This window comes from Sphingomonas sp. C3-2 (assembly GCF_033025475.1).
In the GTDB taxonomy this organism is placed as follows: domain Bacteria; phylum Pseudomonadota; class Alphaproteobacteria; order Sphingomonadales; family Sphingomonadaceae; genus Sphingobium_A.
The window spans coordinates 2,529,707-2,545,198 of record NZ_CP130322.1; the positions used below are offsets into that span (position 1 = coordinate 2,529,707).

General features: G+C 63.2%; 16 protein-coding genes, 1 tRNA gene and 1 pseudogene. 12 read left to right on the forward strand and 6 right to left on the reverse strand.

Annotated features, from left to right (window positions below; translation table 11 throughout):
* Positions 1-17 precede the first annotated feature (17 nt).
* Complete coding sequence (locus QYC26_RS12205) at positions 18-500, reverse strand: hypothetical protein (RefSeq protein ID WP_317512498.1); 483 nt, start codon at positions 498-500, stop codon at positions 18-20.
* Between the two features lie 202 nt (positions 501-702).
* Positions 703-2,556, reverse strand: coding sequence for a gamma-glutamyltransferase family protein (locus QYC26_RS12210; protein ID WP_317512499.1), 1,854 nt, complete (start codon positions 2,554-2,556; stop codon positions 703-705).
* Between the two features lie 338 nt (positions 2,557-2,894).
* Between QYC26_RS12210 and QYC26_RS12215 the strand changes: the two genes are divergently transcribed.
* Positions 2,895-3,035, forward strand: a complete 141-nt coding sequence (locus QYC26_RS12215; RefSeq protein ID WP_317512500.1) for a lmo0937 family membrane protein — start codon at positions 2,895-2,897, stop codon at positions 3,033-3,035.
* A gap of 107 nt (positions 3,036-3,142) precedes the next feature.
* On the opposite strand, the gene QYC26_RS12220 is transcribed toward QYC26_RS12215, so the two are convergent.
* Positions 3,143-3,586: a nuclear transport factor 2 family protein gene (locus tag QYC26_RS12220; RefSeq protein WP_317512501.1), complete on the reverse strand. Its 444-nt coding sequence runs from the start codon at positions 3,584-3,586 to the stop codon at positions 3,143-3,145.
* Positions 3,587-3,750: 164 nt separating this feature from the next.
* On the opposite strand from QYC26_RS12220, the gene QYC26_RS12225 reads away from it, so the two are divergent.
* The 5 genes from QYC26_RS12225 to QYC26_RS12245 all read left to right on the forward strand — a co-directional run bounded on the left by QYC26_RS12225 (position 3,751) and on the right by QYC26_RS12245 (position 6,368).
* Entirely contained in the window at positions 3,751-3,984 is a 234-nt protein-coding gene (locus tag QYC26_RS12225) for a hypothetical protein (RefSeq protein ID WP_317512502.1), read from the forward strand.
* A 128-nt stretch (positions 3,985-4,112) separates the two neighbouring features.
* Complete coding sequence (locus tag QYC26_RS12230; protein WP_317512503.1) at positions 4,113-4,814, forward strand: hypothetical protein; 702 nt, start codon at positions 4,113-4,115, stop codon at positions 4,812-4,814.
* A 200-nt stretch (positions 4,815-5,014) separates the two neighbouring features.
* Positions 5,015-5,326, forward strand: coding sequence for a hypothetical protein (locus QYC26_RS12235; protein ID WP_317512504.1), 312 nt, complete (start codon positions 5,015-5,017; stop codon positions 5,324-5,326).
* Between the two features lie 149 nt (positions 5,327-5,475).
* Entirely contained in the window at positions 5,476-5,682 is a 207-nt protein-coding gene (locus tag QYC26_RS12240; protein ID WP_317512505.1) for a hypothetical protein, read from the forward strand.
* A gap of 62 nt (positions 5,683-5,744) precedes the next feature.
* A complete protein-coding gene (locus QYC26_RS12245; RefSeq protein ID WP_317515059.1) occupies positions 5,745-6,368 on the forward strand; it encodes a DNA-3-methyladenine glycosylase 2 family protein in 624 nt (207 codons plus the stop codon).
* Between the two features lie 81 nt (positions 6,369-6,449).
* Here QYC26_RS12245 and QYC26_RS12250 read toward each other — a convergent pair whose 3' ends face one another.
* Positions 6,450-9,683 carry a TonB-dependent receptor domain-containing protein gene (locus QYC26_RS12250; RefSeq protein WP_317512506.1) on the reverse strand — a complete coding sequence of 1,078 codons (3,234 nt, stop codon included), beginning with the start codon at positions 9,681-9,683 and terminating at the stop codon, positions 6,450-6,452.
* A gap of 499 nt (positions 9,684-10,182) precedes the next feature.
* On the opposite strand from QYC26_RS12250, the gene QYC26_RS12255 reads away from it, so the two are divergent.
* From QYC26_RS12255 to QYC26_RS12265, 3 genes are all read left to right on the forward strand, one after another.
* Complete coding sequence (locus QYC26_RS12255; protein ID WP_317512507.1) at positions 10,183-10,701, forward strand: sigma-70 family RNA polymerase sigma factor; 519 nt, start codon at positions 10,183-10,185, stop codon at positions 10,699-10,701.
* Entirely contained in the window at positions 10,692-11,714 is a 1,023-nt protein-coding gene (locus QYC26_RS12260) for a FecR family protein (protein ID WP_317512508.1), read from the forward strand. The genes QYC26_RS12255 and QYC26_RS12260 overlap by 10 nt, the downstream gene beginning before the upstream one ends.
* 121 nt (positions 11,715-11,835) lie before the next feature.
* A complete protein-coding gene (locus tag QYC26_RS12265; protein ID WP_317512509.1) occupies positions 11,836-12,444 on the forward strand; it encodes a TetR/AcrR family transcriptional regulator in 609 nt (202 codons plus the stop codon).
* Here the strand turns inward: QYC26_RS12265 and QYC26_RS12270 are convergent, their stop codons facing one another.
* Both QYC26_RS12270 and QYC26_RS12275 read right to left on the reverse strand, forming a co-directional pair.
* Positions 12,445-12,879, reverse strand: a complete 435-nt coding sequence (locus tag QYC26_RS12270) for a DUF2147 domain-containing protein (protein WP_317512510.1) — start codon at positions 12,877-12,879, stop codon at positions 12,445-12,447. It abuts the gene before it with no gap.
* Complete coding sequence (locus tag QYC26_RS12275; protein ID WP_317512511.1) at positions 12,876-13,724, reverse strand: metal-dependent hydrolase; 849 nt, start codon at positions 13,722-13,724, stop codon at positions 12,876-12,878. The genes QYC26_RS12270 and QYC26_RS12275 overlap by 4 nt, the downstream gene beginning before the upstream one ends.
* Positions 13,725-13,850: 126 nt before the next feature.
* Between QYC26_RS12275 and QYC26_RS12280 the strand changes: the two are divergent.
* The 3 genes and pseudogenes from QYC26_RS12280 to QYC26_RS12290 all read left to right on the forward strand — a co-directional run.
* Positions 13,851-14,252: pseudogene (locus QYC26_RS12280) on the forward strand (RrF2 family transcriptional regulator); the annotation flags it as partial.
* 73 nt (positions 14,253-14,325) lie between these two features.
* Positions 14,326-14,399: transfer RNA gene (locus QYC26_RS12285), tRNA-Gly, on the forward strand.
* A gap of 454 nt (positions 14,400-14,853) precedes the next feature.
* Positions 14,854-15,477, forward strand: coding sequence for a hypothetical protein (locus QYC26_RS12290; protein WP_317512512.1), 624 nt, complete (start codon positions 14,854-14,856; stop codon positions 15,475-15,477).
* The last annotated feature ends 15 nt before the right edge of the window (positions 15,478-15,492 follow it).

The window sequence follows — 15,492 nt, forward strand, 5'->3', positions numbered from 1 at the left end:
GCGCGCGCAGGCGGGACTTACGAGAAGTCGAGCGCGGGGCTGGTGGCGATCGTGCCGTTGATCTTGCAGTCGCCAAGGCCCGAGGTGCGGGGGAGCGTGGCATTGACGAACTGGATCTGGCCGCCGCCGAGATAGGTGCCCTCGAGATCGCCCTTGCAATTGCCGGTGATGCCGGTGACGCCGAGATTCTTGATCTTCACCTTTTTGGGCGAACCGGGAACACCTTCGACCGCCCAGGGACCGCCCGTGAAGGTGATCGAGGTGCAGGTGCTGTCGCCAGCGGTGAGCGCAAGGCTCGTCAGTGAGGCGTTGCCCGATCCTGCCGGGGTGGTGATGCTGCCGCTGACGCCGCAGTTGAACGGGCCGAGGAGCTTGGACACCTGCAGCGCGCCGGACAGGGATGAAGTGGTGCTGGCCGGGGTCCAGGTTTCGGCGGTGGCGGCGGTCGTCATACCCATGGTGGCGAATGCGCCCATGGCAATCATCGCGATCTTGTTCATGTCGATCCTCTTCCTTGCACCGGGTGTTGCCCCGGTCTGTCGCGGCGGAACGACTGTCCCGCCCGATTATGAGGACGCGCAGCCCTGTTGCCAGGGGGGAGGGTTTAAGCATTCATTTCGGATTGAAAGCGTACGACTTTATCCGTTTCGGGCGGACCAAGGCGACATGACGTCGCGATCGGTGTCGCGCGGTGCCCGCCGGTCAATAGGCCATCGCGCAGCCATCGGCGCGCATTTCGCTGGCCGCCGCATAGACCCGGCGATCGCCGTCCATCCGGTGTTCGATGCACTGATAGCGGCCAAAGCCGCCATCGGGCTCGCCGATCTTCCAGCCCATATCGGCGAGCGCGCGGCGCGTGGTGTCGGGCACCCCGCTTTCGAGCCGAAGCAGCCCGGTGGGGCCGAGGCCCTCGGCATCCTCGCCCATTGCTTCCGACGAGCCCTCATGGTGCCAGCGCGGGGCATCGCCCGCCGACTGGATATCGAGCCCGTAATCGACCGTGTTGATGATGATCTGCGCCTGTCCCTGAGGTTGCATGTCGCCGCCCATCACGCCGAAGGAGAGCCAGGGGGCGTCGCCCTTGGTCGCGAAGCCGGGAATGATCGTCTGGAAGGGGCGTTTGCCCGGCGCATAGATATTGGGGTGGCCTTGCTGGAGCGAGAAGAGCTGGCCGCGATCCTGGAACATGAAGCCCAGCCCGTCACCGATCAGCCCCGACCCAAGCCCGCGGAAATTGGACTGGATGAGCGAGACCATCATGCCGTCCTTGTCGGCGGCGGTGAGATAGGTGGTGTCGCCGTGGCTGGGCGCCTGGCCCGGCTGTACGCCCGGCATCATCCGATCCGGCCGGATCAGCCTTGCGCGCGCGGCGGCATAGTCCTTGGAGACGAGCCAATCCATCGGCACCTTGGCAAAGTGCGGATCGGCGTAATAGCGGGCGCGGTCTTCATAGGCGAGGCGCTTGGCCTCCGCCTGAAGATGGATCGAGCGCGCGGACTGGAAGCCTGCGCCGCGCATGTCGAAATGTTCGAGCATGTTGAGCATCTGGAGCGTGGCGAGCCCCTGAGTGTTCGCGCCGAGCGCATGGACGCGCACGCCGCGATAGTCGGCACTGTGCGGCGTGATCCATTCGCCCTTGTGCGCGGCCAGATCCTCGCGCCGGAGCCAGCCGCCGATGCGGCGGAAATAGGCGTCGATCCGCGCGGCGACCTCACCCGAATAAAAGACGTCGCGCCCGCCTTTGGCGATCAGCCGCAGCGTGGCGGCGAGATCGGGGTTGCGGAAGATCTGCCCCGCGCGCGGCGCCTCGCCGCCGGGTGCGAAGGTTTTGAAGGCGTTGTCGAGTTCCTCGATCTGGCCGGCATGGCGGCGGAAATTCTGGAGCCCGCGCCGCATATAATAAGCGATGATATCGGGAACAGGAGCGCCGTTTTGGGCAAGCTCGATCGCGGGCTGGAGGATCTCGGCCCATGTGAGCCTGCCATAGCGCTGGTGGAGCATCCACCACGCATCGACCGTGCCGGGGACCGATACGGTGATCGCACCATAAGGCGGCAGCGCGCCGTTCTTTGCGCGCTGGCGCACGGTTTCGAGGCTGAGCCCGCGCGGCGAGGCGCCCGATCCGGCGAGCCCCACCACCTTTTTCGCGGCCGGATCCCAGACCATTGCATAGCAATCGCCGCCAATGCCGTTGCCGGTGGGCTCGAGAAAGCCGAGACAAGCGTTGATCGCGATTGCGGCATCGACCGCCGAGCCGCCTTTTTTGAGGATGTCGAGCCCCACCATGGTGGCGAGCGGATGCGCGCTGCCCGCCGCGCCCGAGGTGCCGTAGACCGCGGTGCGCGAGGCGAAGCTGGCGCCCACCGGCCGATTACCGGCATGAACGTCGGGGCGCAGGAACCGGTCTTCCCCCGGCGCCCAATAGCCGCTGTCACCGGGCTGTGTGGCGGGGGCGGCGGCGGGCTTTTCTACCGGCGCGGCTGCCGGCTGGCGCGCGAGCAGCGGGGCGCTCACCGAAAGGGCGGGCAGGGCGGCGATGAAGGTTCTGCGGTCCATGGGCGATCCGTTGCTGGAGCTGTTGGCCAATGGCTAGACCAGCGTCGGCGGCGCTGTCCATCGGCACGGAAGAGGAGGCAGAAAAAGGCCGCCGGTCTGCAAGGAGCAAAGACCGGCGGCATGCGATCGAGAAGGGAAGATTTCCCGAATAGGCGAGGAGAGGTGAGGGAAGCCGCGCCTATGCGAACCTTAGACCATAAATGATAATGGTTCGCAAGAGCGTTTGTGCGCAGCCTGCCAAAAAGGGAACAGGCAGCAGCGCCGGGCGTTTCCTGTCAGTGCTACCCCTTTGATTTTGCTGGCGCGATATGACCGCATCGTGCCCGATGGAGAGAGATATGCTCTGGACGATCGCCATCATCCTGTTGGTGCTGTGGCTGCTGGGATTCGCCTTTAACGTCGCGGGTGGGATCATCCACATCCTGCTCGTGATCGCAGTGATCGTGGGGCTGGTCCAACTGTTCAGCGGGCGGCGCTGAGCCGGATAAACAAAAGGCCCGCACGCGCGGGTGCGCATGCGAGCCGTTCGTGAAATGCACTGTGGCGCCGGAGCGCATGGACGCGCGCCCCGGCCTGTCCGGCGGGTTCAGAGCATGTGGATGTTCGTGGGGCCCCAATAGGCGTCCATCGAGGTGATCAGCCCGTCATCGTTGAAGACCATGACGTCGAGCGTGTTGCTCTGGAACGGCGCGCTGTCGGCACCGGCCATGACGACGAAGGTGGCGGCGCCGTGGCGGCCAGCGATGCGGACTTCGCCTTCGACCTTCATGTCCATATGGCCGGCGGCGTCGAACGCGCCCTGATACCAGGCGCGGATCGCGGCGTGCCCCTGCACCGCCGGCGCGGTGACGGGATCGCGGACGATGGCGTCGGCGGCATAAAGCTGGGTGATGCCCTCGGCATCGGCGGCGGTGAACAGTTCGGCGTAACGGTGGAAAACCGCCGAGATATGGTCGGCGCCCGGGCCGCTCAGATCCTGCGCGTCGACCATCGACTGGGTGACATCGGGCAGGCTTTGGGTATCGCTCATCGCACTCTCTCCATGGTTCGGATCGGGGCGTTTTCGCCCCGCGCCGTCGATCGTTCTAATTGGCTATACATGATGTATGGTCAAATACGCAAGTATTTGCAATTCAATACGCAGGCGTGACGGTCGTCACGCGCGCTGCGCCGCCGGCGTGGTACAAAGCTGCCATGATGACCAGTTACTCCGATCACGCAGGCGCCGCCGCCGGCCATATGGCCGAGCCCGTACGCGTCGCCTGTCGTTATTGTCTGGGGGAGGGGCGTGTAACGCCACGCAGCTGGGGGCAAGGTCCGGAAATCTGCCCGTCCTGCCAGGGGACGGGCGAGGAATGGATCTATGCCGCCCAGCTGCAATCGGTGGACCGGCTGGTGCCGTTCCCCAAGGTCGAACGCCCGAGCTGAGGGGATTGCGGAGACTGGCGAGAGGCGGAGAAACGCAATCTTTCTAGTCTACCAATATTAGGCTAGAAGCTTAAAATCCAAGTTGAAATTCTGACAGACAGCTCCCCTTTCAAGACAAGGATACTGCTTTGGGCTTCCGCCATCTGGCCCTACTGATCGCTCTGTTTGCGCCTTTCGGATCCGCGAAGGCTCAGCACCCGTTGATCCTGAATAGACTTAACGGATGGAATCAAGCGGCACCTGCGCCGAGCGATTTGGTCCTGACGGCCGAGGTGCGGCGCAAAGCGAGCGAGATCTATGGCGCGAGTAGTGCTTGCACTAATTCAGATATCACACTTGCAAAGGTCGAGCCGGCAAGCGCCGATCGATACGCATTCAACGCCCTTGTGCGGGGGGCGATAAAGAATGCGTGGTTCGTAACCGCGCGAATGGTTGGCTGTGACCCAGCGCCGGTGCGTTACATGGTTACACAGAACCTGGACGACAGCTTGAAGACAATTCGCGTGAACCGTGGAGTATCCCACACTTGGGAATCGCTTTTGGGCGATACGCTGCCCTCTGTTCAGCTTGCCGCGAATGCTGCTCTTCAACGCAAAGGTTTGAGCTGCAGCGCTGACGATAAGTCTTCTTTGGGAGTGTTGCGAATAGCATTCGAGGAGCCTGATCTCGGTAGCAACACCTTCGGCATTCGGTACGCGGGCAGTTGGACGGAAGTCTGGCCGATTGAAGCCTGTAAGCAAACTGTTGAGGTGTCGATCAGGTTCACGGCTGATGGGGATGGCGGCGCCTATACGCACATTCCTGGAGATAAAACTCGAATTTTACCGTAGCAATACGGGGCTAATCAGGCTTGGCGGCTGTTGTGAAAACCCAGTCGGTAACTGACCCACGCTCGCCTGCAATCTGCAAAATATGCTCAATTCCCGCGCGCGAATTCATTTCGCGAAACATTGTCGTCCGATTCTGCCTATAGCGGTCTCCACAGGGTGAAGCCATCGGGCTGGAAACCATCACTTAAAGGAGCATGACCATGTTGGAGGCGATCCTCGGCAATCTCATCAATCTCGATGATCTGGCGGCGAAGACGGGGCTGCCCGCCGATCAGTTGCAGGGGCTGGTGACCGGGCTCAAGGACAAGGCAGCAGCGGGCGAGCTCAACCTGTCTTCGGTCATGGAAGCGGCGCAGGCCAGCGGGATTTCGATGGACCAGATCCAGTCGATGCTGGGCGCGGTTGGCGGCGCGGCGGGCGTGCAGGAAGCGCTTTCGGGCTTTCTCGACAAGGATGGCGACGGCAATCCGCTGAACGATCTGGGCGGGTTGGCGAAGGGCCTGTTCGGCTAAACACGGACCCCGTTTCAAAAACTTCGAGCGGGCGCGCGGTGATGTCTTTCGGGACATGGCCGGGCGCCCGCTGTTCGTTTGGACCCGTGCTGGGCCCTACGCATATTTGCGCATTGGCCGTGCGCGGGGCGGCTGGCTAGGCCGGGGGCATGGACAAAGCGACCGAAACCGCGCTGCGCGCGATCTTGAATGGCCTGCATCTGAGCGGCGGCCTTAGCGAGGATCAGATGGCGAGCGTGGTTCGGGAACTGGAAGACGCCGCCGCCACATGCGCGGCGGAGGATTATCCGGTGGAGGCGGCCGAACTGCGCCGCCTTGCGCGCGGGATCACGCAGGATGCGCTGGAAGCGCACTGACGGGGAGCTGCGATCCCTGGGCGCATCTGGCCAAGCGCCCAAAAATGCGTCACAAGAACAAAATGGGATTGTCTCAGGAACAGATCAGGGGCTCGCTCGACGCGTTGGTCGCGATCGAGCCCGGTTTTGCAGCGGCGCTGGAGCGGGTGGGCTATCCCGAACCGAGGATACGCCCGCGCGGGTACCAGACATTGCTGCGCACCATCGTCGGCCAGCAGGTGAGCGTTCATGCCGCCAATGCGGTGTGGACCCGGCTGGAGGCGCGGCTGGGTGCGGACTGCCCCGCCGAAGCGCTGCTCGCCGAGGAGGACGAGGCACTGCGCGCCTGCGGCCTCAGCCGCCAGAAAATGGGCTATGCGCGCAGCCTCGCCGATGAGGTGCTGTCCGGCCGGCTCGACCTTGCGGCGCTGTCGGGCGACGACGAGGAGGCGATCACCGCGCTCACGCGGATCAAGGGCATCGGCCGCTGGTCTGCCGAGATCTACCTGCTGTTCGCCGAGGGGCGGCCCGATATCTGGCCGGCGGGCGATCTGGCGGTGCAGATCGAGATCGGGCGGATCCTCGGCCTGCCCGAACGCCCGAGCGAGAAGGAAACCCGCGCACTGGCCGAGGGCTGGCGCCCGCACCGCGGCGCGGCGGCGATCATGACCTGGCACCATTACGGCGCAAACATGACGGTGATCTGATTCGGCAGATACAAAATGGCCATCTGCACCCCCCGTGCAGATGGCCAGTGGTCCACCGAGAGGCTGGTGGACGGGTTCCGGTCAGAAGCGCTTGGTGATGCTGAACCCGAAGATGCGCGGATCGAGCGTGAAGACGTTCGCGGTCAGCCCGGTATCGTCGCTGTTGGTGAACGCATCGGTGATCGGCGTGTCGTGGAACAGGTTCTTCACATAGAATTGGAAGGCGATATCGCGGTCGGCATTGTCGAGCGTGACCGCGAGATTGGCATTGTCCCACCCTTTTAGCCGATCGAACGTCGTGTTGTAGACGCGCGAGAAGCTTTTTGACTGGCGGTAATAATCGCCGCGGAAGGTGAGGTTCCAGTCGTTGAGGAAGAAGGTGTACTGCGCCCCGACATTGAAGGTGAAATGCGGGGAGTTGGGCAGTTCATTGCCTTCGAGATCGGCCTCGAACCCGCGCCCGCCATTGGGCGCTTCGGTCAGAGGATCATAGGTGAAGCCGTAGATCGCATACCAGGGCAGCGAGGTCGGGATATCGGGATTGAAGCTGCCCGTGCGCGCCGAGCCATTGCACAGCGAGGCGAGCGCAAGCTGGGTATAATCGCCGAACACGCTGGAAAGCCCGAGGATCGTCTCGACATGCTCGCGCGGGGCGACGCAGTTGGAGGGCACCTGCAGCCACGGGCGGAGCACGACCCAGTCTTCATTGCCCTGGGTGCGGTTCATCACGTCGATCGAGCGCGCGCCCTTTTTGAGGCGGGTGTCGAGATAGCCGAAATTGGCATCCATCCGGAAATTGCGGCTGGGCCGCCACGCGGCTTCAAGCTCGATCCCCCAGCTTTCGGCGTCGAAATTCTCGTTGAGCGAGATGCGGTCGACGATCTGCGAGACCTGATAATCCTTGTAGTCATAATAAAAGGCCGTCGCGTTGAGCGAGAATTTTCCGCCCGCGAAGCTGTTCTTCGTCCCGATCTCGAAGGCGTTCACATATTCGGGTTTGAACGTCTCGGCGAGCGGGAGATACTGGACGACAGCCGGGTTGATATCGACCCGGGGCGGATTGGCGCCGCCGCCCTTATAGCCATGGGCGAACGAGCCATAGACCAGCGTATCATCGGAAAAGCTGGTTTCCGGTTTCCAGTCCGCCACGATGCGGCCCGTGACGCGGCCCCATTTCTGCTTGATATCGGGAAGTGCCGGATAGCCCTGGTTCACATTGCCGCCCGAATTGGGCCCGTTGCCGAGCAGAAGCTGGCTGGGATAGGGCGTCGAGGTCTTGCGATCCTGCGTGAAGCGCAGACCGCCGGTCAGCTTGACCGTGTCGGACACCTGCCAATAGGTTTCGCCGAATAGCGCCCAGCTTTCGGTTTTCACCCGGTTCTTGCTGCGGAAATAATTATGGCCTTCGCCGTCGATGCGATCGATCGGATTGGGATCGACATAGACGCATTCGATGCGCGGATCGTTGGGGGCGCAGTTCAGCGTCTCGATATATTGGTTGCCGAGGCTCTGATCGCGATTGTAGAAATATTCGGCGAGCAGCGAGAACAGGTTGTTGAAGACGTAATAATCGTCTTTCGATTTGAAATTGAGATAATTGGCGCCGACGTTGAAGTTCAGCGGGCCGGAAAAATCCGATTGCAGGCGAAATTCCTGCGACCATTGCCGGTTGCGCGACTGGCTGAGATCGACCGCCGCCATCCGATCCGACGGGCCCAGCTGCGGATCGGTATAGACGCCGTTGGGCGTCGGGCCGACCGAGAGCATCGGCTGTCCGAGCACGTCGACCAGCCCCTGGTTCGAGGCGTTGAAGATCGGGTTCGAGACGAACCGGTTGTAATCCTGCGACGAATAATAGCGATCCCGCGCATAGGCGGTTTGCGAGACGAGCTGGAGATCGTCGCGCAGGCCGAGTTCCAGGTTGAGCTGGAAGACATCATTTTTCGCGCGAAAGACCGGATCATAGGCGGTCGCGATCTCGCGCAGGTTGCGCGACTGGGTGACGCCCGCGAACGGATCGACATGTTTGGTGATCGCGTTGACCGCCGAATTGATGTCGGGGAAAGGCCCGGTAAAGGGCGGGAAGCCATAGCCGATCTGGTTGGCCTGGCGGACAAAGGCGAAGATCAGGCCATTGGGCGTGCCATAGGCGGCATCGTCGTAGAGCGAGCCGGGCAAGCAGCCCTGGCTGAGCAGCGGGCGATCATGTTCGAGCACGGGCGTGTCGCCCACCATCGTCGGCCCGGGATCGCGCGTGCAGAGCTGCTTGCCGGTGCGCGAACGCTGATCGTCTTCCTCGAAATGCTGCCAGATGAAATTGGCCTTGAAAGTCTCGGTCGGCGTCCACTGGGCGGTGACGCGCGTCGACCAGAGATCGCGATCGTTGACATGGCGCTTGGTGAAGCTGTTGTAATCGAAGCCGTCGCGCTTGGTCATCGATCCCGCCGCGCGTAGCGCGAAGCTGTCGGTGATCGGGACGTTGACGATCGCGCTCAGCCGCTTTGTATCGAAGCTGCCGACCTCTCCCTTGATCTCACCCTCGAAAATGTCGGTGGGGAGCGCGGTGATGATGTTGACCACCCCGCCGGTGGCGTTGCGGCCATAAAGCGTGCCCTGCGGGCCGCGCAGCACCTCGACCCGCTCGACATCGAAGAATTCCTGTTCGAACAGGCGGTTGCGCAGCAGCGGCGTGTTGTTGAAGCTGACCGCCACCGCCGGATCGGTGGAGGCGGAAACCGCTTTGGTGCCGATGCCGCGGATCGAGAAGTTATAGCCCGAGAAATTCGCCTTGGAGAAGGTGACGTTGGGCACCGCGCGCAGCAGTTCGGCGCCGCTTTCGATCTTTTGATCGTTCAGGGACTGGGCGGAGAAGGCCGACACCGCGATCGGCACGTCGAGGATGCTTTCTTCGCGCTTCTGCGCGGTGACGATGATGTCCTCGACGGTGAGCGCGCCATCGGTCTGGAGCGGGCCGCCCTGCGCGATCGCGCCCGCCGTTACCACGAAGACGTTGCCGTCGCGCTTGAAGCCGAGACCCGTGCCATTGAGCAGCGCGCGCAATGCGGTTTCCGGATCGGCATTGGCGCTGAAACCGGGTGAGCGCTTGCCCCGCGTGATCGCGGCGTCGACCATGATCGTAATGCCGCTTTGCACGCCGAAATCGCGCAGCGCATTGGCCAGCGGCTGGGCGGGGATCCGGTAGCTGGCGGTGGCGGCTGCGCCCTGCGCCTGAGCGGGCACGACGAGCAGCGCGAGACAGGCAAGGCCGGCCCCGGAAAGAAGCGATTTGCGGACAGTAGCGACGCATGCACGCATCGTTGATCCTCCCCTATGTTGAGGGACTTAAGGCCCCTTCATTGGCGGGATCGGCAGATATCGATCCCGTTTGGATAAGACGCGCAAGTGCGGCGGCCGGGGGGATGCTGCGCAACAAGAATCCATCATGCTGCACAATGAACTGATCCCAGTGGCTGAAATAATGGTGGTAATCGACGATCAATAAAAGCGGTCTGGCCTGCAAGAAACATCCCTTTTGGAACGATCCGTTGACCGAGGTCGATTATGTGTCAGCTTTGCCGGAGTGTGGGAGCCGAAGTCGAAGATGTGGGCAAGATGACAGGGCGCCACATCATCAGGCGGGAGAAGGGGGCATGCGGAAAATTCTGACGGGGCATCCCCCCTGGTCCGGCTGCGGCGCGTCTGAAGAAAGGACAGCCGGAATCGTTGCCGGGCAGGATCATCCCGCCCGGTGGACGGCCGGCACGACGGAAACGGGGTGGAATTCGGCGCGATGGCCAGATCACCGGACCATTTCATGACGGAAAGAGCTCCCGACAGCGGGCGTGACCTTGCCGCATGGATGGCATCCTATGGTCCTGGCCTGCGCCGCTTTTTCAGCCGCCGGGCAAATGATGCCGATGTCGACGATCTGATCCAGGATGTTTTCATGCGGCTGCAATCGGCGCGGCACAATGCGCCGATCGACAATGTCGAGCGCTATCTCTTCACCGTCGCGCGCAATGTGCTCGTCAGCCGGCACCGCAGCCAGATGGCGCGCGGCGGCACGTTGCACGACCGGCTGGACGATGGGTTCGAGATTGCTGACGATATCTCGCCCGAACGCATCGCGATCGGGCGCGAGGAATATGGCCGCGCGATCCAGGCCATTTTGAACCTGCCGCCGCGTGCGCGGGCGGCGTTCCAGTTCCACCGTTTCGAGAATATGACATATCAGGCCATCGCAATCCGCATGGGGATTTCCAAGGAATCGGTGAAGGAACTGATGCACCGCGCCATCGTCCGGATTTCGCAAGAGATGGACGCATGCCCGTGAACGATCCCGATCCCTTGACCGGGGAGCTGCGCGAAATAGCGGCCTATTGGCTGAGCCTGCGCCGTTCGGGCGATATGACGACGCTCGATGAGGGCGCGTTTCGCGCCTGGCTGGAGGAAGATGCGGCGCACCTTGCGCTGTACCGCCATCTGGAGCGGCAATGGGCGTTTCTGGGGATGCTGGCCGAAGAGCCCGCGATCATGGCGGCGCGCGAGGAGGATGCCGCGCTGTTCGATCGCCCGCGCACGATCCGCCGCATGACGGCGGTGGCCGCCGCCTGCGTGCTGGCTGTCACGACAAGCTGGGCGCTTGTCGATTCCGGATTGGTGGGCGTTGGTGGCGTAGGGGCGGAAGCGGAGCTGCCCGTTTACCGGACGGCGCATGGCGAGCGCAGCGATTTCCGGCTGACCGATGGATCGCGCGTGATGCTCGATACCGACAGCGAGATCCGCGTGCGTGAGATGGATCGGTTGAGATCGGTTGAACTGGTGCGTGGCCGCGCCTTTTTCGACGTGGCGAAGGATGCTGCGCGCCCGTTCAGCGTGGCGGCAGGGGACAAGCGGGTCCGCGCGCTCGGCACCAGTTTCGATGTCCGGCTGGGCGGAGGCGATTCCGAGGATGTCGTGGTGACGCTGGTCGAAGGCCGGGTGCGGATCGATCAGCGCAGCCTCTTGCCGTGGAAACGACACAGCACCGAGATGCAGGCCGGGCGCCAGCTGGTGGCGGCCGACACCGCGCAATGGGCGCAAAAGCCCGTGGATATCGCCAAGGAAACGAGCTGGGTTTCGGGGCAGCTGACCTTTCTGGGCGATCCGCTGGCGCACGCGCTGGCGGAGGTGAACCGTTATGCCCCGCAAAAGGTGGTGTTTCGCGGCGGCGCCGTTCCGGAGCGCAATATCGTCGGGGTGTTTCGGGCAGGCGATGTCGACGGGTTTGTCACGGCGATCGAGCTCAACGGGCTGGGCCATGTCGTGTCGCGGACCGATCAGCAGATCGAGCTTGCCGCCGACTGAGCGGGCCTGAGAAAGCGTCTTCCATTATCCTTTCGCATCCGCGCCGAATTTTACGGATGATGCCCGAAGAAGCCGTTGAAAGACGGTTTTCTTTTGCGCGGAAACGGCGCACATCGGGGGGGTGAGTGCGAACAGGACCCAGCCCGGTGCCAAGAGGCGGAAACGCCGCCCCGACGAGGCGATGGAAGAAGCGCTGACGGCCGCGCGGCAATTGTTGCTGGCCCATGGCCCGGCGGCGGTGACGCTGGCCAATGTCGGCCGCGAAATCGGCATGTCGCACACCAATGTCATCCACCATTTCGGATCGGCGGCGGGGCTGCAATCGGCGCTGATGGGATCGATGATCCGCGACCTGACCGCCGCGCTCGATACCGCTGTCAGCCAGTTGCAGGACGATGCGGGCGCGATCCAGCCGGTGATCGAGCGGGTGTTCGCGGCGTTTGACGAGGGCGGGGCGGGGCAGCTGGCGGCGTGGATCGCGCTGTCGCGCGATTTCGAGCATCTGAACCCGGTGCGCCAGGCGGTGCTCGATCTGGTGGCTGCGGTGCAGGAAAAGATGGGCGACGCGGCGGCCGCGCGGATCCGCGCCGTCGTCTATCTGATCGCGATCTGCGCGTTCGGCGATGCGGTGATCGGGCCACCGCTGCGCGAGATGCTGGAGCAGCCCGGTGAAACGGGCCGCGCGCTGGTGGCGCAGCTCGTTCCCGCGCTCGTCATGCAGCCCGGCTGATCAGCGCGCGCGCGTCCATGTCTGGGTGCGGCAGAGCAGTGGCGCGATGCACCCCTTGATCCGCAGCGTGTTCGCATCGCTGAGCGTCAGAGTCGCGGTGCGCGCGCGGTCTCCGCTATTGGGATCATAGACCGGGCCGCCCGTCCAGCGATCGCCATCAAGTTCGAGATTCTCGAGCACGCGCAGATGCATCAGCCTGCGTGTGCGCAAGGCGGGATCGCCATTGCGGACATCGCGCTGGTCGGGATTGGCGCGGAGTGGTTGGCCGTCGACCACGCGCCCGCACAATTTTTGCCCGCAGCGATGGATTTCGACCACGCCGCCGCGCGTTCCGGTGTTCCACCGGCCAAGCGGGCCGGGATCGGGCGCGGTCGCAAGCGCAGGCGCTGCCAGACAGAGTGGCAGCGCGGCGAGAAGCAGCGCGGGGCGGATCACGCGGTTGCCGCCCCGAACTGGGCATGGACGGCGGGCAGAAGCGCGCGGTCGTCATGCTGCCAGGGGTGAAACCGGGGTTTGAAATAGGTGAGATAGGCGGGGAAGATCCGCCGCAGGCTGCCCGGATGGACGAACAGATATTTGAGGGTTCTGCCCCAGATGCGCCGGTTGGAAATGCCATCGGCGCGGTACAGATCGCGCATGTTCGCGCCGACCGTCGAATAGAGGATGAGCGTGGCGACGATCATCGCGCGGATGCGGATGCGGTACCGGCGCAAGGCCGACCAGCCACGCGTGACGTGGAGATAGGTGTCGAAGGCGACCGCCTTGTGCTCGATCTCTTCCATCGCGTGCCATGTCCACAGGCGGCGCGCTTCCTCGGGCGCGTCGTTCATGTCGAGCCCTTTGTTTGCGAGCAGCGCATGGGCGAGGATCGCGGTGAAATGTTCGAGCGCGCAGGTGGCGGCCAGTTGTTCTTCGGCGCTGCGCGTCCGCGCGAAATCGAGCCGCCTTTTAATCCGCGCCTCAAGCGCCGCGATGTCATAGCCCGCATCGGCCGCCGCCTTGTTGAAGGCCATATGCTCGCGGCTGTGCACCGCCTCCTGCGCCAGAAAGTCGCCGATCTGCGAGGCCAGCGGTTCGGGTGTTCGGCCGCGAAACGCGCGCACCGAATCCATGAAGAATTTCTCGCCAAGCGGGAAGGTGCATGACAGCGCGTTGAAGAAGGCCGTGGGCACCGGATCGCCGCCATGCCACCAGCGCGGATGCGTGGCGGCATCGTGGCTGAAACGAAGGTTGCGCACGGGGATCGGCATGTCGTTCGGGGTGCGGTGAAGCGTGGCCATGATTGCCTCCGACTCATATTGACATTGATGTTCATATTGGATTGTGAACATTGATGTCAATATTGCGATAACGATCATGCGAAAGGATCGTTGCATTCGTCACGAAGCAGGTTCATGGCATGGGCTATGCTATCGCAACGGACCCGCTATACGATCCGCGCTCTCCAGCATCTTGCCGATCATTACGGCAAAGGACCGATCCAGCTTTCGCAGATCGCCGAGGCGCAGAATATCCCGGCAAAGTTCCTGACGGTGATCCTTTCGGAAATGAGCCGGGCGGGGCTTGTGGCGACGATGCGTGGCAAGGATGGCGGCTATTGGCTGGCGCTGGCGCCCGTCGATATCAGCTATGGCGATATCGTGCGGCTGACGCGCGGGTCGCTGGCGCTGGTGCCGTGTGCCAGCCGCTATGCGCATGAAACCTGCAAGAATTGCCTCGACGAGGCGAAGTGCCGGCTGCGCCGCCTGATGCTGCGCGTGCGCGACGAAACCGCGCATGTGCTCGACGGCATCACGCTCGCCGACCCCGTTCCGCTGGCCGAGGAATGGGGAACGGACCCCATTGACAAGAATCGGGAATCCCACGATGAGGACGCCTCACGCGGGTATAGCTCAATGGTAGAGCACTAGCCTTCCAAGCTTGTGATACGGGTTCGATCCCCGTTACCCGCTCCAGCCTCCCAGAAATATCTTGAGTATAGCAGCGCGCGCCTTTGAGCCTTCTGGCGCAGCGAAGCTTGCGTTTGCGCCGATTTGCGCACAGATAAGCACGACGATGCACGCGCAAAACAGCTATGGTTGCGTGTTTTCGTTGTGCTTCAATTAGTTGGTCGCAAAATCAAAATAAGAGGGCCTCTCTGAAAAAGGGGGGAGCGGGCTTTGGAACCACGAATTGCTCTGGCGTGCGGTTTGATCGCGCTGATGATAATTGTTGCGGCAGTTGCCGGCTATCGCTGGCATGTCCGCACGAGCGACCGGAAATACCGCATGCGGACCGGTTACGATCGCAAGCGCTGATTGCGCGCGACAATTTGCGACAATTTTCCGAATATAAGACAAAGTTCCGCGACAGTTTTATTCGATAAGCTGGATCCAGACGGGCATCTGCCCTGACAGTGATGGAGTTCAGATGATGAAGAAGCTGATGATCGGTACGGGCCTGATGGCGATGCTGATGGCGGGTGGCGTTGCGATTGCCGCGCCCGGTGGCATGGCGCGCGGCCCGATGGGCGGCGACGCCAACCAGGACGGCACGTTGACCAAGGCGGAACTGACCGCGCATCTGGAACAGCGCTTTGCCGAGCGCGACGCCAACAAGGATGGCAAGATCACGCAGGAAGACCGTGCGCTGCAGCGTCAGGCGCGGCAGGACGCGCGCTTCAAGCAGCTCGACGCCGATGGCAATGGCCAGGTCAGCCGCGCCGAATTCGACGCCGCGAACGCCAAGCGTGAAGCCGCCCGCGAAGAGTTTCGCGGCAAGATGGCCGACCGCGCCGACGCACGGGCTGGCGAGCGCGGCGAACACCGGATGCACCGCAGGGGCGGCATGCACCGGGGCATGGGCCAGCACGGCGGCATGGGCCCGATGATGGATGCCGACAAGGACGGCACCATCACCAAGGCCGAGTTCATGGCGCCCGCGCTTGCCCGGTTCGAGCGGATGGACGCGAACAAGGACGGGCAGGTGACCAAGGAAGAACGCCAGGCCGCACGCGCCGAGATGCGGACCAAGCCGGCCCCGCAAAAGCCCTGATCTGCGATTTTGTGA

Excerpts from the sequence above, each read along its gene's own strand:
- QYC26_RS12205 (WP_317512498.1), bottom strand. The coding sequence starts at position 500 with ATGAACAAGATCGCGATGATTGCCATGGGCGCATTCGCCACCATGGGT.
- QYC26_RS12210 (WP_317512499.1), bottom strand. The coding sequence starts at position 2,556 with ATGGACCGCAGAACCTTCATCGCCGCCCTGCCCGCCCTTTCGGTGAGC.
- QYC26_RS12215 (WP_317512500.1), top strand. The coding sequence starts at position 2,895 with ATGCTCTGGACGATCGCCATCATCCTGTTGGTGCTGTGGCTGCTGGGA.
- QYC26_RS12220 (WP_317512501.1), bottom strand. The coding sequence starts at position 3,586 with ATGAGCGATACCCAAAGCCTGCCCGATGTCACCCAGTCGATGGTCGAC.
- QYC26_RS12225 (WP_317512502.1), top strand. The coding sequence starts at position 3,751 with ATGATGACCAGTTACTCCGATCACGCAGGCGCCGCCGCCGGCCATATG.
- QYC26_RS12235 (WP_317512504.1), top strand. The coding sequence starts at position 5,015 with ATGTTGGAGGCGATCCTCGGCAATCTCATCAATCTCGATGATCTGGCG.
- QYC26_RS12240 (WP_317512505.1), top strand. The coding sequence starts at position 5,476 with ATGGACAAAGCGACCGAAACCGCGCTGCGCGCGATCTTGAATGGCCTG.
- QYC26_RS12245 (WP_317515059.1), top strand. The coding sequence starts at position 5,745 with ATGGGATTGTCTCAGGAACAGATCAGGGGCTCGCTCGACGCGTTGGTC.
- QYC26_RS12250 (WP_317512506.1), bottom strand. The coding sequence starts at position 9,683 with ATGCGTGCATGCGTCGCTACTGTCCGCAAATCGCTTCTTTCCGGGGCC.
- QYC26_RS12255 (WP_317512507.1), top strand. The coding sequence starts at position 10,183 with ATGACGGAAAGAGCTCCCGACAGCGGGCGTGACCTTGCCGCATGGATG.
- QYC26_RS12260 (WP_317512508.1), top strand. The coding sequence starts at position 10,692 with ATGCCCGTGAACGATCCCGATCCCTTGACCGGGGAGCTGCGCGAAATA.
- QYC26_RS12275 (WP_317512511.1), bottom strand. The coding sequence starts at position 13,724 with ATGGCCACGCTTCACCGCACCCCGAACGACATGCCGATCCCCGTGCGC.
- QYC26_RS12290 (WP_317512512.1), top strand. The coding sequence starts at position 14,854 with ATGATGAAGAAGCTGATGATCGGTACGGGCCTGATGGCGATGCTGATG.